This is a genomic window from Devosia sp. A449, assembly GCF_054489375.1.
Window position 1 is genome coordinate 843,720 of record NZ_JBTMWU010000001.1, and the last position, 22,402, is coordinate 866,121.

The following is a 22,402-nucleotide window of genomic DNA, read 5'->3' on the forward strand; positions in this document are numbered from 1 at the left end:
GAACGACGAGCCGGTTTCCCGGCCGATTTGTCCCCATCTGTCTCTTGTACCTGAGAGTTTCCCCCAGCCGTGGCTGGTTACCCCTTCGGTGGGCGCGAACGCCGCTCTCCAGATCGCCAGGCTGGAGCAGTACTTGGTGCCTGAGAGTTTCCTGGGGGGTTGCTCCGTCGGCGGCAGTGGCCAAGGCCACCACTCTCTCCTGCTCTGCCCATAAGGCGCGGCGACACTGGCACGGCGCGATGCAATTGCCAATCCGGTGGCGGTGAAATTTTCGCCGGCCCGCCCGGACCGAGCACAACCTTCGCCGACAGAAGCTGGCCCAAGACCGTCGCACCATGTTGACAAAGTCAATTTGTGATCACATTGTGTCGTCACATTGTAGGAGGACTATATGGATGCGACCCCCGGCCCGTTTGCGGTGCTCGTTTTAGCCTTTGAGGTCACGCCGCTCCGTCAGCACGGCACAGCTCTCTTGGAAGCGGACCTCGGATGACTATGGAAAAAGCGCCAAGAATAACGATCGAAAATCTCTCGCTGACTTTTAACACGAGCTCGGGGCCGCTGACTGCGTTGCAGGATGTGTCGTTCGATATCGCTTCGGGGTCATTCCTCAGCGTGGTGGGACCATCCGGCTGCGGCAAGTCGACCTTGCTCAAAATCCTGTCGGGGGTGCTGCCGGCATCCTCGGGGCGGATTCTGTTTGATGGCGAGCCCGTCGACAAGGAAAAAATCCAGGGCCAGGTTGGCTACGTATTTCAGCGCGCTTTGCTGCTGCCCTGGCGGACGGCGCTGGAGAACGTCGTTCTGACCATGGAAGTGGCGCGACGCGGGATGAAACGCGCCGAGCGCGAAGACGAAGCTCGCCGCTGGCTTGAAATTGCCGGGCTCAAGGGCTTTGAGAACCGCTATCCCCACGAATTGTCGGGCGGCATGCAGCAGCGCGTTTCGATCTGCCGGGCCCTGGCGTTCAAGCCGCGCGTGCTGCTGATGGACGAGCCGTTCGCTGCGCTGGACGAGATCACCCGCGAGACCCTGCAGGAAGAACTGCTGCAGCTCTGGGCGCAGACGGAAACCACCGTGGTCTTCATTACGCACTCCATTCCCGAGGCGGTGCTGTTGTCGGAGCAGATCATCGTGATGTCCGCTCGCCCCGGCCGGGTGGTGGAGCGCATCGAGGTGCCGTTCCCGCGTCCGCGGGCCGAGGCCATGCGGGAGTTGCCCGAGTTCGTCAGCATGGCGAGCCATGTTCGCAGCTTGCTGCGCGCCCCGCTCAAGTCAGTGGCCGCGGAATAGGAGTTCAAGATGTATCGTTTTTCAGTAACTGCCGGCCAATTCCTGGTTTTCGCCGTGTTTTTCGGCGCCTGGGAGGCCCTGGTTCATCTGCTCAGTATCCGCCCGGTCATCCTGCCGGCGCCCAGCGTCATCGCACAGGTCGCCTGGGAAAATCGTGATCTTCTGCTCAAGAACACCTGGCCAACCTTCCTCGCCATTTCGCTGGGCTTTATATATGCCGTCGTCGCCGGCTTTGTCATTGCCGTGGGCATCGCCTATTCCCGGATCATCCGGGACCTGACCTATCCGTTCCTGGTCACTGCGCAGATCTTGCCCAAGATCGCCTTCGCCCCGCTTTTCCTGATCTGGTTTGGCTTCGGGCTGACCCCCAAGATCGTCATTGCGGCGCTGATTGCGTTCTTCCCCATCGTGATCAACACGGCCAAGGGCTTGACCTCGGTCGATAGCGAAATGCTGCAATATATGGACTCGCTGGGCGCGCGCGGCTGGGAGAAGTTCACCAAGATCAGCCTGCCCTGGGCCATGCCGTATATTTTTGCGGCCCTCAAGATCTCGATCACCCTAGCCATTGTCGGTGCGGTGGTGGGTGAGTTCGTCGCCGCCGGCGAAGGCCTGGGCTATGTGATCAACGCCTCCAACATCACCCTCAATACCGAGCTGATGTTTGCCGCGATCATGTGCATGAGCGTGCTCGGCATCCTGATGTTCCTGGTGATCGTGCTGTTCGAGCGCCTGATGCTGCCGCAGGGCCAGCAGGATGGCGGCGTGCAGGCCACGATGTGATCCAAGCCCGGCGGCCATGTGCTGGCCGCCGGCTCGATTTGCCTAACTCAATGCTCTGGGCGCGCCCGGGCAGACTGTGTCTCATGGAGGAGAAACGACGATGAAAATGATGAGCAAAGGCTATTTGGGCGGGTTGGTGCTGGGAGCCCTCGCATTGGGGCTGTCCAGCACTGCCCATGGCCAGGACAAGGTCAGCCTGCGGCTCGACTGGGTCTATGGCGCCGAGCATGCCCCGATCTTCCTGGCGATGGAAAAAGGCTATTTTGCCGATGCCGGGATCGACCTCGAATTGCTGCCAGGCGAGGGATCATCGGTGACGGTGAAGCTGGTGGGCAATCGCGACGCCGACTTTGGCTATGCCACCGCCGATCAGGTCTTGCTCGGGGCACAGCGCGCCCTGCCGCTGGTCGCCACCTCGGTGGTGCTGCAGCAGAATGCCACCGCCCTGATCTTCAAGGCCGGGCAGAAGATTTCGGACATCAAGACCGATCTGGCCGGCAAGACGATTGGCGTGCAGCTCAAGAGCAATACCAGCCTGCAATGGCAGCAGATCAAGCAGGATCTCGGCCTTGATGCCAGCAGCTTCACCGAAGTGCCGGCTGACGGCGCCGTGGTGGCCCTGCTCTCTGCCGACCGCATCGATGCCGGCGTTGGCTTCTACTTCAATGATGCGCTCAAGCTGCGCGCGACCGGCGAGGAGGTGGACTGGATCCTGTTCGAGGATTTGGGCCTCAACATGTATTCCACCTCGCTGTTCACCAATGCCGAGCTGATCGCCGAAAATCCCGATCTGGTGCGCCGCTTCACCCAGGCCTTCATGCAGGGCTGGGCCTACTCCCTGGAGCACCCGGACGAGGCGCTGGCCGCGTTCATTGCCGCCAACCCCGAGACCGACAAACTCTATGCCGAGCTCAAGCTGCCCGAAGTGCTGCGCATGACCCAGTCGGCCAATGTCGAAGCCAATGGCTTGGGCAATTCCACCCAGGCGGAATGGGAAGGGCTGCAGGACAAGCTGCTGGCCATGGGCGTCGTGACCGAGAGCATCGACCTGTCGACGGTCTATAGCAACGACTTCCTGAAATAGGCAGATTGATCCGCCGGGCGTCCCCATCGGCCGTCCGGCGGCCGTTTTCTTCATAGCGATCGCCCCATGACCATGCTGGACAGCCTTGCCCTGCCGCCGATGCCGTCGTTCCGCTTGGACGGACGCCGCGCCCTGATCACCGGAGCCAGCCGGGGCATTGGCTTTGCCGCCGCTGCCGCCATGGCCGAGGCGGGAGCCCACGTGACGCTATGCGGCCGTTCGGCAGCAGATTTGACGCTGCGGCAGGCCGCAATCGTCGCGGCGGGTTGCCAGGCAGACATCCTGCCTCTCGATATCACCGATATTGCCGCCATGCGCGCCGGCGTCGCTGCGGCCGGACCATTCGACATCCTGCTCAGCAATGCCGCGACCAACCGGATCAAGGCGTTCGGCGACGTGAGTGTCGATGACTTCGACGCGCTGTTTGCCGTCAATGTGCGGGCGGCTTATTTCGTGGCGCAAGCGGTCGCCGACCGACTGCGCCGCGCCGGGCAGCCGGGCTCCATTATTCAGATGTCGTCGCAGCTGGGCCATGTTGGCGCCGCCAACCGCTCCCTCTATGCCACCTCAAAATTTGCCATTGAAGGGCTGACCAAGGCGCTGGCAGTGGAGTTGGGGCCGGACCAGATCAGGGTGAACGCGGTGGCGCCGACCTTTATCGATACGCCGCTGACCCGCTCCTATGGCTTGGATGAGGCGGCCATGGCGCAGGTCCGCGCGAAGATCAAATTGGGCAGGATCGGGCGCGTTGAGGATGTAACCGGCGCAATCCTGTTCCTGGCCTCCGACGCCTCGGCCCTGGTGACCGGCACCTCATTGCTGGTCGATGGCGGCTGGACCGCTGAATAGCGGGTTAGGCGAACGGCGCGGTCATGCTGGAGAAATCGGCGAAGGGGCCCGAGTTTGAGCCGGCCCGGGCCTGCGCGATCAGATAGTCGCCGGTTTTGTCGACGTCGTGCGCCATCGCGATCTCGGCGCTGGCGCCATCGCGATTCTGCAATGCTTCGAGAATATCGACGTGGGAAGCCGTGTTCCACAGGCCAGGCGAATTCAGCGAGAAATACATGGTCGGGCCGCAGCGCAGCCAGAGCGCCTCAATCAGCGGCAGCAGGATATCCGAGCCAATTTGGCGATAGATGGTGAAATGGAACTGCTGGTTCGCCCGCAGCACTTCGGTCATCTCGCCCTGTTCGTGGGCGCGACGGCCGACGGCATTGAGGGCGTGCAGTGCGGCCATGAACTCGTCATTGACATAGTCGCAGGCAATGCGCGCCGCCATGCCCTCGACCTTGCGACGCAGCTCGAACAATTCCAGCAGATTGCGTTCGCTGAGCTTGGGCACCCGCACCGAGCGATTGGGCAGTTCTTCCAGGGCATTGGCCGCCACCAGGCGGCTGAGGCTTTCGCGCACCGGCATGGGGCTGGTGCCGAGGCTGGTCGCCAGCTTGCGCAGGCTCATGACCTGGCCGGGCACGAACAGCCCTGACATCAGCCCATATTGCAGGCTGGCCAAAACCCGATCCTGCACTTTGCCGCGGCCTGAGGGCTCAAGCCCCTCGGGCGATTTATCATGTTCCATAGTGCTTCCCATTCGCTTGACGCCTTTAGTAATGTGATGACACAATGTGATCAAGGTTATTCTCGCCGACGGCCGTGTTTAGACTAGCGCACCTCCGTCCATTGCGCACTGTCCCGGACCCCATGATTTGTCCATGCGCAGCTAGCGGTGAGCAGCCCGGATTCAGCAATTTAACCAGGAGACTGATCGTGACTGAAATCAAGCGTCTGCCCGGCACCGCCCGCATGAGCAATGCGGCGATCCACAATGGCACTGTCTATACCAAGGGCATTACGGCGCGGGGCGGCCCGTCCGACATCGCCGGTCAGACTCGCAATGTCCTTGACCAGTTGGATGCCTTGCTGGCTGAAGCCGGGACGACGCGCAGCAACGTGCTGCAAATGATGATCTGGCTAACTGACATGAGCGACTTCGGCGCCATGAACGAGGTTTATGACGCCTGGGTTGTGGCCGGCGCCGAACCGGTGCGGGCCTGCGTCGGCGCGCCGCTCGCCAGCCCCGAACTGCTGATCGAGATCCGGGCTGTGGCCGCGCTCTAACTGTCGTGGCGGCCTGGGTCGAACCGGCAGGATGCGCGGTTCGGCCCAAGCCGGCTCAGACCCCAAGTCCGCTCAGACGACGGGGATGCTACCCGGTGCCGTGCCGCGGGGCGGCAGCGTCTCGTAGCATTGCTTGCTATGCGACAATTTGAGATTGACCAGCGTTGCCGCCAGATTGATGGCGCAGGCCATCGGCTCGACGATGGGGATGCGGTAGCGCGCGCTGAGCGCCTCGACATAGCCCGACATGGCCGTGCAGCCGAACAGGATCACCTCCGCGCGATGCTTGTTGATCGCATCGTCGATCTCGCGCTCGATAATGCTCAGGCAATAAGGCTGGCTCTCGATCAGATCGGCCGGCGGCGCATCCACAATATGCATCGACACCACCTTGCGCTCGAAGCCATAGGCTCGGATGTGCTCTTCCAGCAGTTGCTGACCGTTTTTCATGCCAATAACGGCGATGCGTGCGCCCAGCAGGCTGGCAATTGTCAGGCCGGACAGGCCAGGCCCGAGCACCGGAATCTGCGCCGTTTCTCGCGCCGCCCGCAGCACCGGATCGACCATGCAGTCGAGCACGATCGCATCGACGCCGTCCTGCTCGGCCTGACGAACGGCCTTGAGAATATGCGGGCCGGCGAGCACTTCCTCGGTGGCGAATTCCATCGAGAATGGCCCTTCCTCAATGGGAACGACCTCGATTTCGACGCCCTCTCGGGCCCATTGCTGGCGCTGGGCGGTCATGCCGGCAATGACCTTGGGCGAGCGGACCGGCACGATATCACGAATGCGCATCTGGCTTTCCAGTTATGTGATCACATAATGTGATTATATGTGCGTTGAGCGTTTTGGCAAGCGCACCAGGCACCGCATCAGCATGCTCGGCATGGCCACATAAGTCGGCTTGACAATTCCATTTCGTGATCACAGTGTGTAATCACATTGTGAGGCCTATCTATGATTTCCATTCAATCGATCGAAACCCGTCTGGTTCGCCTGCCGACCCGGCGCACCCACAAATGGACGGGTCTGACCGAGCCGATCGGTCAGTATTTGCTCGTGAAAATAACCGGCAGCGACGGCTCCGTGGGTTGGGGCGAGGCACCCGCTCTCAAGGATTGGGGCGGCGAATTTGGCCGCTACTATGGTGAGAGCACGGCTATCGTCGATCTCGTCATTGCCAAGTATCTCGCGCCTGCAGTGGCTGGCCTGGAGGTCGGTCACCCGGCTGAACTGCACCGGCGCATGGACGCGGCAATCAAGGGCTATCCCTACGCCAAGGCGGCGGTGGACTTTGCCTATTACGACCTCACCGGCAAGGCGCTTGGCGTCCCGGTGCATGTCCTGCTGGGCGGGTTGCTGCGGCCGATCGTGCCCGTCACGCACTCCATCGGGCTGATCGATGTCGAAGAGGCCGTGACTGAGGTCAAGGCTGTGGTGCGCGACGGCATTCGCACCATCAAGATCAAAGTCGGAATCAATCCGGACCGCGACGTCGCCATCGTGGGCGCCATCCGCGCAGCAGTCGGCCCCGATATCGCGCTCTGCGTCGACGCCAACGAAGGCTATAAAACCCCCGGCGAAGCGGTCCAGACCGTTCGGCGCATGGAGCAGTTCAACCTGATCTATGTCGAGCAGCCCGTCATGGGCATTGAACGCATCGCTCAGGTCGCAGCGCGGATCGATCCGCCCGTAATGGCCGATGAATCGGCCTGGAATGCCCACGACGTCAGCCAGATCATCAATCAGCGCGCCGCCCAGATCGTCTCGATCTACACCACCAAGCCCGGCGGCCTTTACCGGGCCATGCAGGTCTCGGCCGTGTGCGAAGCGGCCGGCATCATCTGCAATGTCAACGGTTCGGTGGAAACCGGCATCGGCAATTTGGCCAATGTGCATCTGGCCGCCGCCGCCCCGGCAGCGGTGCTGTCCAACGTCATTCCCGTCTCAATGCCGGCGGAAGCCCAGAATGGGCGGATCGGCGGCATCTACTACACCGACGACCTGTTGAGCGAGCCGATGGTGTTCGCCGATGGCGGTATCCGCGTGCCCACCGGGCCCGGCATGGGCATTTCGATCGATGCCGCCAAGGTCGATCAGTACAGCGTTCAAATCTAGCGAGTTATCATGCGTCAGCCCATTATCGACAAAATCACCAAGTTCATGGCGCAGCTTTCGCTCGACGCCGTCATTACCAGTTCGCCGGAAAACTTCGCCTATGTGACCGGCTTCGTGGTTCCGACCCAGCCGATGATCCGGCATCGGCATGCCATGGCCATTCTGACCGCCGATGGTCGCAACAGCCTGTTCGGCGTCGATATGGAGGCCAGCACGATTGGGCGACGCGCGCCCGGTGTGCCGCTGGCGGTGTGGCGCGAATTTCACGACGATGCCATGCGCATCCTCGCCGATACTCTGGAAGAGATCGGCTTGGGGTCAGCGGCGATTGGCCTTGAACTCGATTATCTGCCGGCCGGCGATTTCCAGCGGCTACAGAGCTATCTGCCCAAGGCCCGGTTTGTCGGGGTGGAGCGCGAATTGTCCCGCGCCCGGCAGATCAAGACGCCCGAGGAAGTCCAGCTCATCCACCGTCTGGCGCGCATTGCCGATCAGGCCATTGCCGACAGTCTGGCGGGTGTCCGGGCCGGCGACAGCGAAATGGACATCGCGGCTATCCTCACCCGCCGGATCTATGAGTTGGGAGCGGAGAATTTCAAGCTCCTGATCGTGGCGACCGGCGAGCGCAGCCAATTGCCCAATGTCGGCCCCTCGACGCGCATTCTGGAGCGCGGCGATATCTGCCGCGTGGAAATTTTCTCGGTTCTGGATGGCTATCAGGCCGGCGTGTGCCGGACCGCCTATGTGCAGGAACCGCCGCCAATGGCGGAAGAGATCTGGCAGCTGATGGTGGATTGCAAATATCGCATTCTCGAACAGACCAAGCCGGGCGCCAGTTGCCTCGCAATCTACAACGACTTCATCGCCCGTCTCGCCAGCAAGAATCTGGCGCCGATTTCCTTTGTCGGCCATGGCATCGGCCTGCATCTGCACGAAGATCCCTATCTCGGCGCCACGCCCATTCTCGGCCAGCCGGGAGGCGACGCCCTAGTCGAGGAAAACATGGTGCTCGGCTTCGAGCCGCTTTGCTACCGCACCGGCTATGGCTTCGGGGTGCAAAACAAGGACGTCCTGCATGTCGCCGCCGATGGCGCAGTGCTGCTGTCCGACTACACCAACAGCGATCAATTGATCCGCATCGACTAAATGCGCCCAGCGCGAGGAGGAGTTCACGATGACCAGTTCGCCCAGCCCATCGCAGTGCGATATCCTGTTTTCCGGCACCGGCTATTTCACGGAAATAATCCTTGGCGATCTGGCCGTGGCGGCCCGAGGACCCCTCCACGTGGTCATCGGCGGCCGCAATCCCCAGCGGCTGAAATGGCTCGTCGACGCCTGCAACGCCCGCGCCATGAATTATCGCACCCAGGCCAGCTTCAGCAGCACCATTCTTGATTCGAGCTCGAGCGAAACCCTGGTCGAGCCGTTGCAGCGGTTGCGGCCGGGGATCGTGGTGCAATCGGCTTCGGCGCAATCGCCGTGGCGAGTGGACAATGGGGAAAGCCTTTGGTCCGACCTGGTGGCCCAGGCCGGTTTCGGCAGCACCATCGCCTTTCATGCCCTGCTGGCTTGGCGGACCGCCAACGCCGTTCGCGCGGCTGGCCTCGACGCTCATTTCGTCAATACCTGCTACCCCGATGGCGTCAACCAGGTGCTGGCCAGCGCCGGGGTACCCCTGACGACGGGTGTCGGCAATATCGGCATTTTCTCGTCGGTTATCGGCAGCCGGCTGCCGCTTGGACAGCGCAATGATCTGCGCGTTCTGGGACATCACCGCCACATCGTTGAATGGCGCAAACCCGGCACCGAACGGGAGGGCGCGCCGGTGCGCGCCTGGGTGGGGGATACCGAGCTGATGGATGTCGACGCGATGACCCGCGATATCCAGCTGCCGCATCGCGATCTCAATCTGGTCTCCGGCGCCAGCGCGGTGCCGGTGTTGCTGGCGCTGGCCGGCGAAGGCGCCCGCCGCGTCCATGTCCCCGGCCCGGGCGGACGGCCCGGCGGCTATCCGGTGATGGCCGATCGTGACGGCGTGACCCTCGATCTGCCCAAGGGCGTCAGCGAGGCCGACGCCATCGCCTGGAACCGGCAGTTCGAAGAAAAGGACGGGGTCACAGTCCGCAATGGCCGCGTGGTCTATTCGGCCCGCGCGCAGGAGGCACTGGCCCGACACAGCGCCGATCTGGCGGCGGGCTTTGCCGTCGAGGATGTCGAAGCCGCCGCTGCGGAGTTGGGCGTGCTGCGCGAACGTCTGGGCGGTTGAAGGCAAGCGGGTAAGGAGAACGAACATGCGTCTGGTGGTAATTGGTGCCGGCAATGGCGGTATGGCAACGGCGGTGGAACTCACCCTGGCCGACCATGATGTGACACTTTATGGCCGGTCGGCCGACACGATTGCTCCATTGCAGGCCAATGGGCTGGGCTATGAGGGGGTATTTGGCTCCGGGCGATTGCAGGTGGCCCGGATCACCACGGATCTGGCTGTCGCCATCGCCGAAGCCGAGGCGGCCATCGTGGCGTTGCCAACATCGGCCCATGCCGCCGTAGCCCGCGCCTTGCAACGGGCCGGATGGGGCTCCGAGCGGCCGGTCATTCTCAATCCCGGCCACACCGGGGGTGCCTTCGAGTTCGAAACCGCCTATCTCGCCCTCGCTGCCGCGCCCCCCATCGTGCAATTTTCGACGCTGGCCTATGTGGCCCGCAAGTCGGCCTCCGATATCGTCAACATCAGTGGGCGGGCCAAGGCCCTGCGCACCGCGGCCTTGCCCGGCGGCGAAGCGGCGCTGGCTTTGGCGTGCAGTCTCTTCCCCGGCGCCTACGACACCGGCGACGTGATTGCCTGCGATCTGTCCAATGTGAACATGGTCGTGCATCCGCCAGGGGCCATTCTGGGCGCAGCCTGGGTCGAGGCGACCCAGGGCGATTTCACCTTTTATGTCGAGGGTTTGACGCCCGGCGTGGTTGAGATCATGGCCGCCCTTGACGCCGAACGTCTGGCGGTCGGACTGGCGTTCGGCCATCAACTGCCCACCGTGGTCGATGAAATGAAGGCTATCGGCACGGTGCCATCGGATGCCCGTAGCGACGATTATCGCGCCATTGCGAGCGGGGAGGCCAACCGCAGGATCAAGGCGCCCGATTCCCTGGCCCATCGCTATTACGCCGAAGACTTCCTGTTCGGTCTGGTGCCCTTCCTGGCCTACGCCCAGATCGCCCAGGTGCCCGTCCCGGTCGCGTCTGCCCTGACGCATCTGGGCCTGATCGCTACCGCCACCAGCCCCAATCAGCCCCGCCGCGACCTTGCTGCAATGGGCCTCACCGGGGCCGACATGACCCAACTCCGCCAGCGCTCCGGAAGCTAGTGTTTGGGCCGGGCGTCGTCCGCTAAGCCTCCCGGCCAAGGGCGCTGAACTCTAATCCAGCGTTTGCCGGTAGCGCAGCATGGCGATGATCGAGATCAGCACCAGGATGATGCCCAGTGCCCAGAATTGGGTGCCAACATCGCCGACCTGCGCGCCTTTCAGCATCACCTTGCGCACCAGTTCGATGAAATGGGTGGCCGGCACAATGGTGCCGAGCCACTGCGCCCAGCCCGGCATGCCGGCAAAGGGGAACATGAAGCCGGACAGCAGCACCGAGGGCAGGATGGTGAAGAAGGACAGCTGCATCGCCTGCATCTGATTGCGCGCCGCGGTGGAAATCAGGAACCCCAGCGCCAGATTGTCGAGGATGAACAGGTTGAAGCCGATGAAAAACGCCAGCACGGACCCCTCGAACGGCACGTGAAACAGAATGCCGGCCGAGATCACGAACACCGCCGTCTGCACATAGCCGACCAGCACATAGGGCAGGATTTTGCCCAGCATCACCTCCACTGGCCGCACCGGCGTGGCGATCAGCATTTCCATGGTGCCGTGCTCGCGTTCCTTGACGATGGCCACGGCGGTGATCATCACCATGGTCATCGACAGGATGATCGCCAGCAATCCCGGCACGATATTGGTCGAGGTCTTGCCCTCGGGATTATATGCGCGATGCACGATCACCGAGAATGGGGCCGGGGCCGCCGCCGGTCCGGCCAGCGGGCCGGTCAGCACCTGCGCCACCGCGCCGGCAATGATGTCGTTCATCGACCCCATCGCCCCGCCCACTGCCGAGGGGTCCGACGCATCGGCGGCAATCAGGATGCTCGGTTGCAGCCCCCGGATCACGTCGCGCTCGAAGTCCCTGGGGATCACCACCACGAAATTGGCGTCACCCCGCCGCAGCGCCGCTTCACCGGCCCCGACGCCCTCGATCGTGCCGCGGAAATCGAAATATTCCGACACCTCCATGCCGCTCAAAATCGCCCGCACCAGCGGTCCGTCATCGCCCATTTCCACCAAAGTCGGCAGATGGCGCGGATCGGCATTGATGGCAAAGCCGAACAGCAGCAGCTGGATGATCGGCAACCCGATCATCATCGCGAAGGTGACGCGGTCGCGCCGCATCTGGATGAATTCCTTGAGCAGCACCGCCATAAACCGCGACCAGGAGAAGAACCGGTTCATGTCGGCACCGGACTATCGGTGGCGAAATTGTCCTGCGCGCCGGTCATCAGATAGATGAAGGCCTCTTCCAGCCCGGCCGGTTGCCGGCTCCACTGATGCGTCCCCTCGGTCTCCAATTCGCCGACGCTGGCGTCCAGCGCCGCCGCATCGGTGCCCGACACATGCAGCACCGCGCCAAAGCGGGCCACCTGCAACACGCCGGGCAGGGTTTTCAGCCGCTCCTCCAGCGCCCCCAGATGCGGGCCGGCGACGCGCCAGGTGGTCAGCCCCACCATTTCGGGGATTTTGGCCGCCGGTCCGTCGATCAGCTTCTTGCCATAGGCGATATAGGCGATGAAATCGCACTGCACCGCCTCGTCCATATAGTGGGTGGACACCAGCACGGTGACGCCCGCCTTGCTCAGCCGGCGGATTTCATCCCAGAAATCGCGCCGCGCCTTGGGGTCGACACCGGCTGTCGGCTCATCGAGCAGCAGCAGTTTGGGATCGTGGATCAGGCAGGCCGCCAGCGCCAGCCGCTGCTTCCAGCCGCCCGACAGCGTGCCGGCCAGTTGCTTGGCCCGATTGGCCAGCCCCAGCTCGTCCAGCGCCCGTTTGACCCGCGCCTTGCGGTCGGGCACGCCATACATCCGCGCCACGAAATCGAGATTTTCGGCAATCGAGAGATCCTCGTAGAGCGAGAATTTCTGCGTCATATAGCCGACCTGTTCCTTGATCCGCCCGGCCTGGGTCAGCACGTCAAAGCCGAGGCATTTGCCCTGGCCTGCATCCGGAATCAACAAGCCGCACAGCATGCGGATCGTCGTGGTCTTGCCCGAGCCGTTCGGCCCCAAAAAGCCATAGATGGCGCCCTTGGGCACGGTGATGTCGAAATGGTCCACCACCATGCGCTCGCCAAAGATCTTGGTCAGCCCGGTAACGGCGATGACCGGCTCCGCGCTCATGGCAGCGCCTTGACCGTCACCGGTTGTCCCGGCATCAGCGTACCGGCGTCATCGAGCACCGCCTCGGCCACGAACACCAGCCGCCCCCGCTCATCGCGCGAATAGATCACCGGCGGCGTGGTCTGCGGTTCGGCGCCGATGGAACTGATCCGCCCCGTCACCCCGGCCGCACAGCTATCGCAACTGACGCTGACGCGTTGCCCCACAGCCAGCCCGGCTCGCTCTGCCTCGCCAACATAAAACCGCGCCTTGATCGCGCCATCAGGCCGGATCGACAGCACCGGCGCGCCCGCCGCCACCATTTCCCCGGTGCTGAAAAACACCTTGTCGACCACCCCCGCGACCGGGGCCGTCACCATGCGATCATCGAGATCGAGCTGGGCCCGCTCCGCATCGGCGACGGCGGCATTGAGGTTGGCTTCCGCCGCCACTTGCTGGGCATTGCGCGCCGGCAGCTCGGCCACCGCAACCTGCGCGTTGAGTTGGCTCACTTGCGCCTGGGCGCTGGTCAAGGCCGCGCGGTCCTGCTCCAGCCGCGCCTCGGTCGCCGACCCGGCATCGAACAGCTTCTGGCTGCGGGCCAGGGTCGATTGCGCCAAGGTCAGATCGGCCTCGGCCTTGGCCAGATTGGCGCGGATCACGTCGATTTCCTGGCTGCGGCTGCCGGTCACCAGATTGTCCAGCGTCGCCCGTGCCGCTGCTACGCGCGCTTCGGCCGCCCGCACCACGGCCTCCTGCTGGGCGCTCTGCAGCACGAACAAGGTCGCCGCCGCCGCGATGGTGTCGCCCTCGCTGACGGCGATCGTCTCCAGCCGGCCACCCATGGCCGGCGCGGCATAAATATAGTCGGCCTCCAGATAGCCGGTGAAGCCGTCGGGCGCGCTCTGGCCGAAGGACAGCACCCCCATGATCACGGCAAAAATCCCGGCGAGCCAGTCACTCATTGCCCTGCCTCCGCCCGCACGCTCAGCCCATCGAACAGGATCGACAGATGGTTCTGCATGAACCGCTCCAGCGCCAGGCCATCCTTGGGCATGATGGCGAACACTTCGGCCAGCAACAGATGCACCAGGATCGGCCCAACGATGGACCGCACCGTTAGTTCCGCATCCAGCGCCCGCAGATAGCCCTGATCCATGCCGCGCTGCAGCAGCGCGGTGACGGCGGGAAGGGCGCGGTCAAGCACCTGCCGCTTATACATCTCGGCGATTTGCGGAAATTGGCTGGCCTCGCGCAGGATCAGCTTGGGAATGGCGATGCGCTGCGGGTCGCGCATCGCCGTGATCAGCCCGCCGATCACCAGGCTCAGCACCCCGCGCGGATCGCCCTCGACATGGGCCAGTTGCGCCAGCGCATCGTCCGCCAGTGGCGCCAACGCCCGCTGCACAATCGCTTCCAGCAGCGCGTCCTTGGAGGGGAAGTACAGATAGACCGAGCCCTTGGAGAGCCCGGCGCGCCGCGCCACATCCTCGACCTTGGTGGCGGCAAAGCCCTGCTCCAGAAACAGCGCCAGCGCCGCATCCAGCACCTCATCCGGCCGTGCTTCCGCCCGGCGCCTGAATTTCGGCGGCTTCTCGCTCATGGCTTCACCTCGCCACCTTATACTAACTGACTGGTCGGTCAGTAACAAGATAGGCGTCGCTACGCGGCCTCTCTTCCCTTCTCCCCTGAGGGGAGAAGGTGGCCCGCAGGGCCGGATGAGGGGTTCAGCCTATCGGTTCCTGCTGAGGCCTCATCCCGCCCCTTTCCCTGAGTGACGATGGAGCCTAATGCGTCAGCCGCGCCAATGCGGCTGCGGTTCGGAGAGCGATTGCAGGCTGGCGCTGTCGCTGCCTTCGATACGTCGCAGCAGCAGATGGGTCAGCTCGCCCCCGGCGGCGAACACGTCCTCGCGGATACTGTCCATGCTGGGAAACAGCGTCGGCAGAATGCCCGAGGTCTGCTTGTAGATCAGCTGCACGTCGCGCCCCAGCACCAGCCCGCCTTCCTGCAAGCCGCCGACCAGCGCGATGGTGCGCATTTCGCTGTCGCAGATAATGCCGTCCGGCCGGTCGGGCTGGCCGGCCAGATCGAGCCCGAGCTTGCGGATTTCGGCCGGTGGCAGGCCCTGGGTGCCTTCGAGCACCCGCGCCTCCAGCCCGGCCCGCGCCGTCGCCCGGTGAAAGGCGGTGACGATATTGTGGTAATTGGTGGTGCTGTCATCGCCGATCACCAGCATGGCGCGCTGACAGCCCTTGCTGGCCAGCCGCTCCACCGCCATGGCGGCGAACACCTCGGAATGGAAGTCATGATAGGGGTGCGGCGTGTAAAACTCGGTGCGCCCATGGCTGACAAAGGGAAAGTCCGCATCGATCATCATCTGCACGCGCTTGTCGCGCGGCCCGGTATGGGTGATGACCACGCCATCGGCGGTGCGGTTATCCAGAATATAGCGGATGGTTTCGGCCGAGTGGTGCCGCTCGAATTCGGGGATCACCGTCAGATGATAGCGCGTGCCCTTGATGGCGTGCCCGATGCCCTGGATCATCTGCCGGGCGAAGTCGATCGAGTCCTCGGCCCCGTCCAGCACCAGCGCTATGACATTGGTCTTGCCGGTGCGCAGGCGTACCCCGGCGCGGTCGGGAATATAGCCCAGCGCCTTGGCGGCCTCGGCCACCTTGTCGCGGGTTTCCTGCTTCAGCGTGGTGCCGCCGCGCAGCGACAGCGATACCGTCGACAGGCTTAGTCCCGTCACTTCCGCGATGGTGCGCAGCGTGACCCGCTGGCCCGCCGCCCGTGTTTTGCTGTCTGCGATGATCTTGCTGCTCATGTGATGGTTTTACACTGGCCGCCGGCGAAACCAAATACCGCAAATTTTGCAACGATATTGTGGCAAGCAGGCGTTTTCTGAAACGATTGCAGAACTCTAACGAGCGGGAATATATACGTAAATTATCATCAAGGTCACCCTTCCTGACCAAATACGATTCAGAATTGCAACGTTGCATCACATGTGGTTACCTTCCCCTGCGTTCGGGTGAGGGTCCAGGGCGCAGGGCCGTCCAGCAGAGACGGCGAGAGCTTCTGAGGAGGAGTTGATGCTCAAAAAGGGTTTTCTGACCACGGTGGCCGCGCTGTCACTGCTGGCGAGTGCCGCGATCCCCGCACAGGCCGAAGTGTCGATCATGTATATGGAAAGCTTCGGCTCCCTGATCGAATCCGGCATCAAGAACTTCGAGGCCGCGACCGGCGAAAAGGTCAACGCCATCAAGCTGCCGGGGCAGGGCTATGACCAGCGCATCGCGCTCGATCTGAGCGCCGGCACCGCCGCCGACGTCGATCTGGTGGATAGCTTCATGGTGTCCGAACTGGCCGCCGCCGGCTATCTCGAGCCGCTCGACGCCATGGCCGCCAATTGGGACCAGTATAAATTCTATCTGCCCGGCCTGCTCGAAGTGGCGTCCTATCAGGGCCAGCTCTATGCCCTGCCCACCGATACCGACGTGCGCATGCTGTGGTACGATAAATCCAACATGGAAAAAGCCGGCATTGCCCTGCCGTGGCAGCCCAAGACCTGGGCTGACGTGCTCGACGCCGCCCAGAAGCTCAAGGATGCCGGCGTCCAGTATCCGTTCCAGCTGCCGGCCGGCATCAAGCAGGGCGAAGCCACCACCATGCAGGGCTTCTACATGGCGCTGCTCGGTGCCGACGTACCCGATGGTGACCGTAACCGCCTGCTCAAGCGCGACACCAACCAGTGGATCGGCGACAGCCCGGCCCTGCGCCGCACCTTCGAGCTCTACCATCAGGTGTTTGTCGAAAAAGAGCTGAACCCGGCCGATCTCAACTACGCCACCGATATCGGCGCCGCCGTACGCCAGGCACTGGCCGATGACAAGCTGGGCATTCTGGCCTCCGGTTCGTGGGAAGATGCGTGCCTGTGGGATTGCAACAATCCCCCAAGCCGCGAAGACCGCGACGCGCAGGTCGGCTGGACGCCATGGCCGGGTTCGGGTGAGCCGGGCACCAAGGCCACCACCAATATCTCGGGCGGCTGGACCCTGGGCATCAACGCCAAGGCTGCCGACAAGGAGATGGCCTTCAAGCTGGTGACGGCGATTTTCGACGAAGCCAACTTCAAGGCCTGGACGCTCGCCAATCACCGCATGGGCGTGCGCACCGATATTTCGGAATCCCCGGAATATACCGCCGATCCGTTCCTGGCCGAAGCCACGGCGCTCGCCGCCGATACCACCGGCCGCGATACCATCCCGGGCTATCAGACGGTCTCCGCCCTGGTCCAGCAGGCCACCTCCGACATTCTCGACGGCGCCAGCGTCGACGAGGTTGTCCAGGGGTACCACGACGCGCTGGTCGATGAGTTCGGCGAAGAGAACGTCATCACTTACGACTGAGTCCCCTCCCGACGCGGCGGCGCCCACTGTCCTCCGGGTGCCGCCGTGACGGGAGTTTTCGATGACGTCCCCACACGCACGGTGTCACCCCGGCCTTGAGCCGGGGCCCATCCCGAGATTTCGGCCCAGCCGCCAGGTGGCCCAGCCAGGCATCTCGGGATGACATCGAGTCTTTTGAACGGTCTGTGTGAGTGAGAACCGCCCCATGAAAAACCAGGCCAATCCCTGGCTCACCAGCAATCTCCTGGTTCTCTTTCTCGGCATGCTGCCGGCGGCTTTGCTGATTGCGGCGCTGCTGTATTTCACCGCCTGGGCCTTTGCCTTCAGCTTCACCGATCTGGCCCTGGTCGGCAAAAAATCGGTCGAATGGAGCTGGGTCGGCTTCGAGAATTTCGAGCGCCTGTTCACCCGCCGCGGCTTTCTGGAATCGCTCTGGACCACCGTCATTTTCGTGTTCTTCTCGGCCATTGTCGGCCAGTCGGTGCTGGGATTCCTGCTCGCCGCCACCCTGCGCGGCAGCGCCAGCACCATTCGCAGCGTGGTGGAAGTCTGCATCATGCTGGGCTGGCTGCTGCCCGATATCGTCGCCGCCTTCCTGTGGTCGGCCACCACCAGCCAGACCGGGCTGATCAATCAGCTCATCGTCGTGCCGCTCGGCTTCCCGCCGATCAATTTCATCAACACCTATGCGCTGCCGGTCGTCACCATCGCCAATATCTGGAAGGGCACCGCCTGGTCCTATCTGCTGTTTTCGGCGGCTTTGGATTCGGTGTCGCGCGAGGTGGTCGAGGCGGCCAAGGTCGATGGGGCAACGCCGTTCCAGCGCATCTGGCTGGTACAGCTGCCGATCATCCGGCCGCATATCGCCACCAATATGCTGTTCATCACCATCTGGACCTTCACCTATTTCCCGCTGATCTACGCCATGACCGGCGGTGGTCCGGGCCGGCAGACCGAGACCCTGGCGGTGTTCCTCTATAATCAGAGCTTTGCGCGCGGCAATCTGGGCTTTGGCAGCGCCATTTCGGTGGCCATGCTGATCATCGTCGGGCTGTTGTCGCTGGTCTATCTGCGCATGCTGCGGGAGCCCAAATAATGGAGTCCAACGCCACCACCTCCCGCATCACCGCCATCGCGCTCAGTTTCATGGCCGTGATCTGGATCAGCCCGTTTTCCTGGCTCATCCTCAACGCCTTCAATCCGCTATCCACCGGCCAGCTGGAAATCCCGCGCTCCATCGGGCTCGATAATTTCGCCCTCGCCGTCAGCGGCAGTGCCGGGCGGCAATTCCTCAATTCCATGCTGATCGCCGCCGGCACCGCCACGCTCAGCGTCGTGGTCGGCATTTCGGCGGCCTATCCTTTATCCCGCCTGCGCATTCCGGGGCGCAATGCCTTCCTCTGGACCCTGGTACTGCTGCGCATGCTGCCCTCGGCCGGCGTCTTGGTGCCGCTGTATTTTGCGGCGCAGCGCGGCGGGCTGCTCAATCAGTTCGGTGTCATCATCGCCCTGACCATTCTCAATCTCCCCTTCACTTTGCTGCTGCTGAAAAACTTCTTCGACACCGTGCCGATCGAGCTGGAGGAAGCCGCTTATGTCGAGGGAGCCAACCTGTTCCAGATCGTCAGCAAGATCGTGCTGCCGATGTCGCGGGCCGGCATTGCCGTGGTCTGGTTCTTCAGTTTCACCGGCGCCTGGAACGAGTTCCTGCTGCCGCTGATTTTCGCCCGCGTGCAGGATGCCTTCCCGATGTCGGTGGGACTTTACGCGGCCTTCGGGGTGCAGGGGGCCATCAATTACGGCTTCCTCACCGCCTTTTCCATTCTCTACGCAGCGCCGGCGGTCGGCGTTTATTTCTTGTTACGGCGCAACATGAACACAGGTTTCGCCGGTGTCGGAGTTAAAGGATGACTTATTCCAACCCCCTTTCGTCCAAGCTGGGCCTCTTGGATGATGATCTCAAGATGGAGGGGAAGCTGCTGCGGCTCTGCGCCGATCTGGAGCAGAAAATCCTCACCCCGATACACGATGCGCCGTTCCAGTGGCATGTGCAGCGCGACGACGTCGCCGCCGAAGCCGCCTTGGGTGCCGACTGGCGCGCTTGGGAAAAATTCGGCTCGCATTCGGTCTGGGCCAAGAAGCAGGGCCACACCTGGTTTGCCGCCGAAGTCACCGTGCCCAAGGCCGCCGCCGGGCAAACACTCGTGCTCAAATTCACCAGCCAGTGGCAGGACCGCCCCGGCTCGACCGATCCGCAATGCCTCGCCTATCTCGATGGCCACATCGCCCAGGCGCTGGATGGCAATCACACCGAACTGGTGATCACCCGCAACGCCAAGCCCGGCACCAGCCATACGCTGCAGGTCAACGCCTTCACCTTTTTCGACCGGCCTCTGGTCGGCTTCACCGTGGAATTCTTCATCCGCAATGAGCGCGCCGAAAAGCTCTATTACGATTTGCAGACCCCGCTCGACGTCGCCATCCGCCTGCACCAGTCCGATCCGCGCCGCCACGCCATTTTGGCCATCATCGACCGCTCGCTGCGCGCACTGGACCGTCGCGGTGGCCACACCGAAGCCTTCGCCGCTTCGCTGGGCGCCGCCGAAAAAATCGCCGCTGAAATCTATGCGCTGGTCGATACCGAGACCCAGCCGCAAATCACCGCTGTCGGCTCGACCCATCTCGACGTGGCCTGGCTGTGGCGCGTCATGCACACCCGCGACAAGACCGGGCGCAGCTTCGCCACCGTGCTCAAGCTGATGGAGGAATATCCCGAATTCATCTTCATGTATAATCAGTCGGTGCTCTTCGACTTTTTGAAGCAGGACTATCCCGAGCTGTGGACGCGGCTGAAAGAGCGGGTCAAATCCGGCCAGTTCGAGATCGAAGGCGCCATGTGGGTGGAGCCCGACGTCAACATCGTTTCGGGCGAGTCCCTGGTCCGCCAGATCATGCGCGGCCGCCGCTTCCACCTCGAAGAATTCGGCGTCGACCCCAAGACCGTCTGGCTGCCCGACACTTTTGGCTATTCCGCCAACCTGCCGCAGGTGATGGACAAGTCCGGGCTCAAATATTTCGTCACCAGTAAGCTGAGCTGGAACGACACCGACCGCCACCCCTATGACACTTTCTTCTGGCGCGGCATCGACGGCACCACCACCAAGGCGCAGCTGATCACCGCCCAGAAATTCGACAGCGAGGCCATCTACACCACCTATAATGGCGATCTCTCGGTCTCCGAAACCATGGGCGCGTGGAAGCGCTACGAGCCCAAAGCCGTCAACAACGAACTGGTGATGAGCTACGGCTATGGCGATGGCGGCGGTGGCCCGACGCGCGGCATGATCGAGCGCGGCATCCGCATGGAGCGCGGCATTCCCGGCGCCCCTCGCGTCAAGCTCGAAGGCATCGTCCCCTTCCTCGACCGGCTCGGCAAACGCATGGATGCGCCGGGCAGCAAATTCCCCACCTGGAATGGCGAGCTCTATCTGCAATATCACCGTGGCACGCTGACCTCGGTTGCCAAGAACAAGGCCAATAACCGCAAGGCCGAACGCCTGCTGCGCGAGCTGGAATTTCTCGGCGCCATGGCGTTGGTCGAGACTGGCGCGCCCTATCCCACCGAGACGCTGGCCGAGTTCTGGGAGTTGGTGCTGATCAACCAGTTCCACGACATCCTGCCCGGCACCTCCATTCCCGAGGTCTATGTCGATAGCGACAGCGAATACGGCCAGATCTTTTCGACCCTCGGCTCGCAGAACGGCCCCTGGCATTCAGCCGCGCAGGCCTTCGCCAAGCCCGGCGCTGACCAGCTCCGCCTGTTCAACTTCACCGGCCAGACCCGCTCCGGCCTGGTGCAGCTCGGCGACGATGCGTCCTTGAACGGCGCATCCCTCGCCACCGCCGGCGGCACCCATCCGCTGCAACAGATTGTCGCCGCCGATGGCAGCACCAGTTTCGTCGCCCCCATTGCCGAGCTGAACCCGCTCGGCTGGGCCGCTGGCCAGATTGTCGCCGGCGGCGCAGCCAACAGCTCTTCGCCACTCTCGGTCTCCGCCACCCATCTCGAAAACGAGCTGCTCAAAATCAGCTTCGACAAGGCCGGCGAAATCACCTCCATCTTCGACAAAACCCGCAACCGCGAAACCCTCGCCGCCGGCGAAAAGGCCAACCGCCTCATCGCCTATGAAGACAAGCCGATGGAATGGGACGCCTGGGATATCGATCGCTATTTCGAGGAACAGTTCTGGCCGCTCGCCGATGGCAAATCCTCGGTCAGCGTCGTCGAAACCGGCCCGCACCGCGCCGCCCTCCGCGTCGAACGCGCCTACCAAAACTCCAAGATCGTCCAGGTGATTTCTCTGGCCGCCGGCGCACGGCAACTGGAGTTCGACACCTTCATCGACTGGCAGGAGCGCCAGACGGTGCTCAAGGCCCAGTTCCCCTTCGACCTCAACACCTCCGAAATCCGCTCGGAAATCCAGTTCGGTCATGTCCGGCGCCCGACCCATCGCAATACCAGTTGGGACAAGGCCCGCTTTGAAGCCTCGATGCATCGCTGGGTCGATCTCAGCGAGGCCGATTTCGGCGTCGCCCTGCTCAACGATTGCAAATACGCCTATGACTGCCTGGAGCAGTCCGTACGGCTGACTCTGGTCCGGGGTTCTACCCATCCCGATCCGCAAGCCGACCGAGGCGAGCATCGTCTGCGCTATGCCCTCTTCGTTCATGATGGCGTCGCCGATCTGGCCGATGTGCATCGCGCCGCCGAGCGCTTCAACAACCCGGTGGCAGTGGTCGGAAACCGCAAGAAGTCTGCCAGCATGCTGGCAGACTATGCTTGCTTCAGTTTTGCCAGTGTCGACCAGTCCAACGTCACGCTGGAGACGGTCAAAAAGGCTGAAAAATCTGACGCGGTGGTGCTGCGTCTGTTCGAGCACGCCAATATTCGCGCCGAGGCCACCATTCATTTCGGCATCCCGGTCAAGTCGGTGCGCAGCGTCAATCTGATGGAGGAGGGCGACAGCAAGCCTTTGGAAATCAAGGACAATAGCGTCACCCTCAGCCTGCGACCCTTCGAGATCGCCACGCTGTTGATCGAAACCTGAGGAGACC

Annotated in this window: 20 protein-coding genes and 2 riboswitches; of the genes, 13 read left to right on the forward strand and 7 right to left on the reverse strand. The window is 63.0% G+C overall.

From position 1 onward, the window contains the following. Positions 1–35 precede the first annotated feature (35 nt). Positions 36–114, reverse strand: a riboswitch (glycine riboswitch). A gap of 3 nt (positions 115–117) precedes the next feature. Further along, positions 118–212: riboswitch (glycine riboswitch) on the reverse strand. A 277-nt stretch (positions 213–489) separates the two neighbouring features. The 4 genes from ACX3OW_RS04120 (at position 490) to ACX3OW_RS04135 (ending at position 4,009) form a co-directional block, all read left to right on the forward strand. Next, positions 490–1,293, forward strand: coding sequence for an ABC transporter ATP-binding protein (locus ACX3OW_RS04120; protein ID WP_459094459.1), 804 nt, complete (start codon positions 490–492; stop codon positions 1,291–1,293). 9 nt (positions 1,294–1,302) lie between these two features. Next, on the forward strand, positions 1,303–2,076 hold the full coding sequence (locus tag ACX3OW_RS04125) for an ABC transporter permease (protein WP_459094460.1): 774 nt from the start codon (positions 1,303–1,305) through the stop codon (positions 2,074–2,076). A 100-nt stretch (positions 2,077–2,176) separates the two neighbouring features. Beyond that, positions 2,177–3,160 (forward strand): ABC transporter substrate-binding protein, encoded by a 984-nt coding sequence (locus ACX3OW_RS04130; protein WP_459094461.1) that lies wholly within the window; start codon positions 2,177–2,179, stop codon positions 3,158–3,160. 66 nt (positions 3,161–3,226) lie between these two features. After that, positions 3,227–4,009: an SDR family NAD(P)-dependent oxidoreductase gene (locus tag ACX3OW_RS04135; RefSeq protein WP_459094462.1), complete on the forward strand. Its 783-nt coding sequence runs from the start codon at positions 3,227–3,229 to the stop codon at positions 4,007–4,009. 4 nt (positions 4,010–4,013) lie between these two features. Here ACX3OW_RS04135 and ACX3OW_RS04140 read toward each other — a convergent pair whose 3' ends face one another. Then, positions 4,014–4,739 (reverse strand): GntR family transcriptional regulator, encoded by a 726-nt coding sequence (locus ACX3OW_RS04140; RefSeq protein ID WP_459094463.1) that lies wholly within the window; start codon positions 4,737–4,739, stop codon positions 4,014–4,016. A gap of 188 nt (positions 4,740–4,927) precedes the next feature. Here ACX3OW_RS04140 and ACX3OW_RS04145 point away from each other — a divergent pair, with 188 nt between their 5' ends. Further along, positions 4,928–5,278, forward strand: coding sequence for a RidA family protein (locus tag ACX3OW_RS04145; protein WP_459094464.1), 351 nt, complete (start codon positions 4,928–4,930; stop codon positions 5,276–5,278). Positions 5,279–5,350: 72 nt separating this feature from the next. Here ACX3OW_RS04145 and ACX3OW_RS04150 read toward each other — a convergent pair whose 3' ends face one another. Next, positions 5,351–6,073 (reverse strand): aspartate/glutamate racemase family protein, encoded by a 723-nt coding sequence (locus ACX3OW_RS04150; protein WP_459094465.1) that lies wholly within the window; start codon positions 6,071–6,073, stop codon positions 5,351–5,353. 162 nt (positions 6,074–6,235) lie between these two features. On the opposite strand from ACX3OW_RS04150, the gene ACX3OW_RS04155 reads away from it, so the two are divergent. Genes ACX3OW_RS04155 through ACX3OW_RS04170 form a run of 4 tightly spaced genes read left to right on the forward strand, consistent with a single transcriptional unit; the run spans position 6,236 to position 10,761 of the window. After that, positions 6,236–7,396 (forward strand): mandelate racemase/muconate lactonizing enzyme family protein, encoded by a 1,161-nt coding sequence (locus tag ACX3OW_RS04155; RefSeq protein ID WP_459094466.1) that lies wholly within the window; start codon positions 6,236–6,238, stop codon positions 7,394–7,396. 9 nt (positions 7,397–7,405) lie between these two features. After that, entirely contained in the window at positions 7,406–8,542 is a 1,137-nt protein-coding gene (locus ACX3OW_RS04160) for a M24 family metallopeptidase (protein WP_459094467.1), read from the forward strand. Positions 8,543–8,570: 28 nt separating this feature from the next. Next, positions 8,571–9,662, forward strand: a complete 1,092-nt coding sequence (locus ACX3OW_RS04165) for a hypothetical protein (RefSeq protein WP_459094468.1) — start codon at positions 8,571–8,573, stop codon at positions 9,660–9,662. 25 nt (positions 9,663–9,687) lie between these two features. Then, entirely contained in the window at positions 9,688–10,761 is a 1,074-nt protein-coding gene (locus ACX3OW_RS04170; RefSeq protein ID WP_459094469.1) for an NAD/NADP octopine/nopaline dehydrogenase family protein, read from the forward strand. A 51-nt stretch (positions 10,762–10,812) separates the two neighbouring features. On the opposite strand, the gene ACX3OW_RS04175 is transcribed toward ACX3OW_RS04170, so the two are convergent. The 5 genes from ACX3OW_RS04175 to ACX3OW_RS04195 all read right to left on the reverse strand — a co-directional run bounded on the left by ACX3OW_RS04175 (position 10,813) and on the right by ACX3OW_RS04195 (position 15,702). Then, the gene (locus ACX3OW_RS04175; RefSeq protein WP_459094470.1) at positions 10,813–11,949 is read right to left on the reverse strand and encodes an ABC transporter permease; all 1,137 of its coding nucleotides are present in this window, start codon (positions 11,947–11,949) and stop codon (positions 10,813–10,815) included. Continuing rightward, positions 11,946–12,893 (reverse strand): ABC transporter ATP-binding protein, encoded by a 948-nt coding sequence (locus ACX3OW_RS04180; protein ID WP_459094471.1) that lies wholly within the window; start codon positions 12,891–12,893, stop codon positions 11,946–11,948. Before ACX3OW_RS04180 ends, ACX3OW_RS04175 begins: the two co-directional genes overlap by 4 nt. Continuing rightward, positions 12,890–13,837 carry an HlyD family secretion protein gene (locus ACX3OW_RS04185; protein WP_459094472.1) on the reverse strand — a complete coding sequence of 316 codons (948 nt, stop codon included), beginning with the start codon at positions 13,835–13,837 and terminating at the stop codon, positions 12,890–12,892. The genes ACX3OW_RS04180 and ACX3OW_RS04185 overlap by 4 nt, the downstream gene beginning before the upstream one ends. Then, the gene (locus ACX3OW_RS04190) at positions 13,834–14,475 is read right to left on the reverse strand and encodes a TetR/AcrR family transcriptional regulator (protein ID WP_459094473.1); all 642 of its coding nucleotides are present in this window, start codon (positions 14,473–14,475) and stop codon (positions 13,834–13,836) included. The genes ACX3OW_RS04185 and ACX3OW_RS04190 overlap by 4 nt, the downstream gene beginning before the upstream one ends. A 192-nt stretch (positions 14,476–14,667) precedes the next feature. Then, positions 14,668–15,702, reverse strand: a complete 1,035-nt coding sequence (locus ACX3OW_RS04195) for a LacI family transcriptional regulator (protein ID WP_459094474.1) — start codon at positions 15,700–15,702, stop codon at positions 14,668–14,670. A 268-nt stretch (positions 15,703–15,970) separates the two neighbouring features. On the opposite strand from ACX3OW_RS04195, the gene ACX3OW_RS04200 reads away from it, so the two are divergent. The 4 genes from ACX3OW_RS04200 (at position 15,971) to ACX3OW_RS04215 (ending at position 22,395) form a co-directional block, all read left to right on the forward strand. Continuing rightward, on the forward strand, positions 15,971–17,287 hold the full coding sequence (locus ACX3OW_RS04200) for an extracellular solute-binding protein (protein WP_459094475.1): 1,317 nt from the start codon (positions 15,971–15,973) through the stop codon (positions 17,285–17,287). A gap of 205 nt (positions 17,288–17,492) precedes the next feature. After that, positions 17,493–18,383, forward strand: coding sequence for a carbohydrate ABC transporter permease (locus tag ACX3OW_RS04205; RefSeq protein ID WP_459094476.1), 891 nt, complete (start codon positions 17,493–17,495; stop codon positions 18,381–18,383). Further along, entirely contained in the window at positions 18,383–19,198 is an 816-nt protein-coding gene (locus ACX3OW_RS04210; protein WP_459094477.1) for a carbohydrate ABC transporter permease, read from the forward strand. Before ACX3OW_RS04205 ends, ACX3OW_RS04210 begins: the two co-directional genes overlap by 1 nt. Then, complete coding sequence (locus ACX3OW_RS04215; RefSeq protein WP_459094478.1) at positions 19,195–22,395, forward strand: alpha-mannosidase; 3,201 nt, start codon at positions 19,195–19,197, stop codon at positions 22,393–22,395. Before ACX3OW_RS04210 ends, ACX3OW_RS04215 begins: the two co-directional genes overlap by 4 nt. Positions 22,396–22,402: the final 7 nt, after the last annotated feature.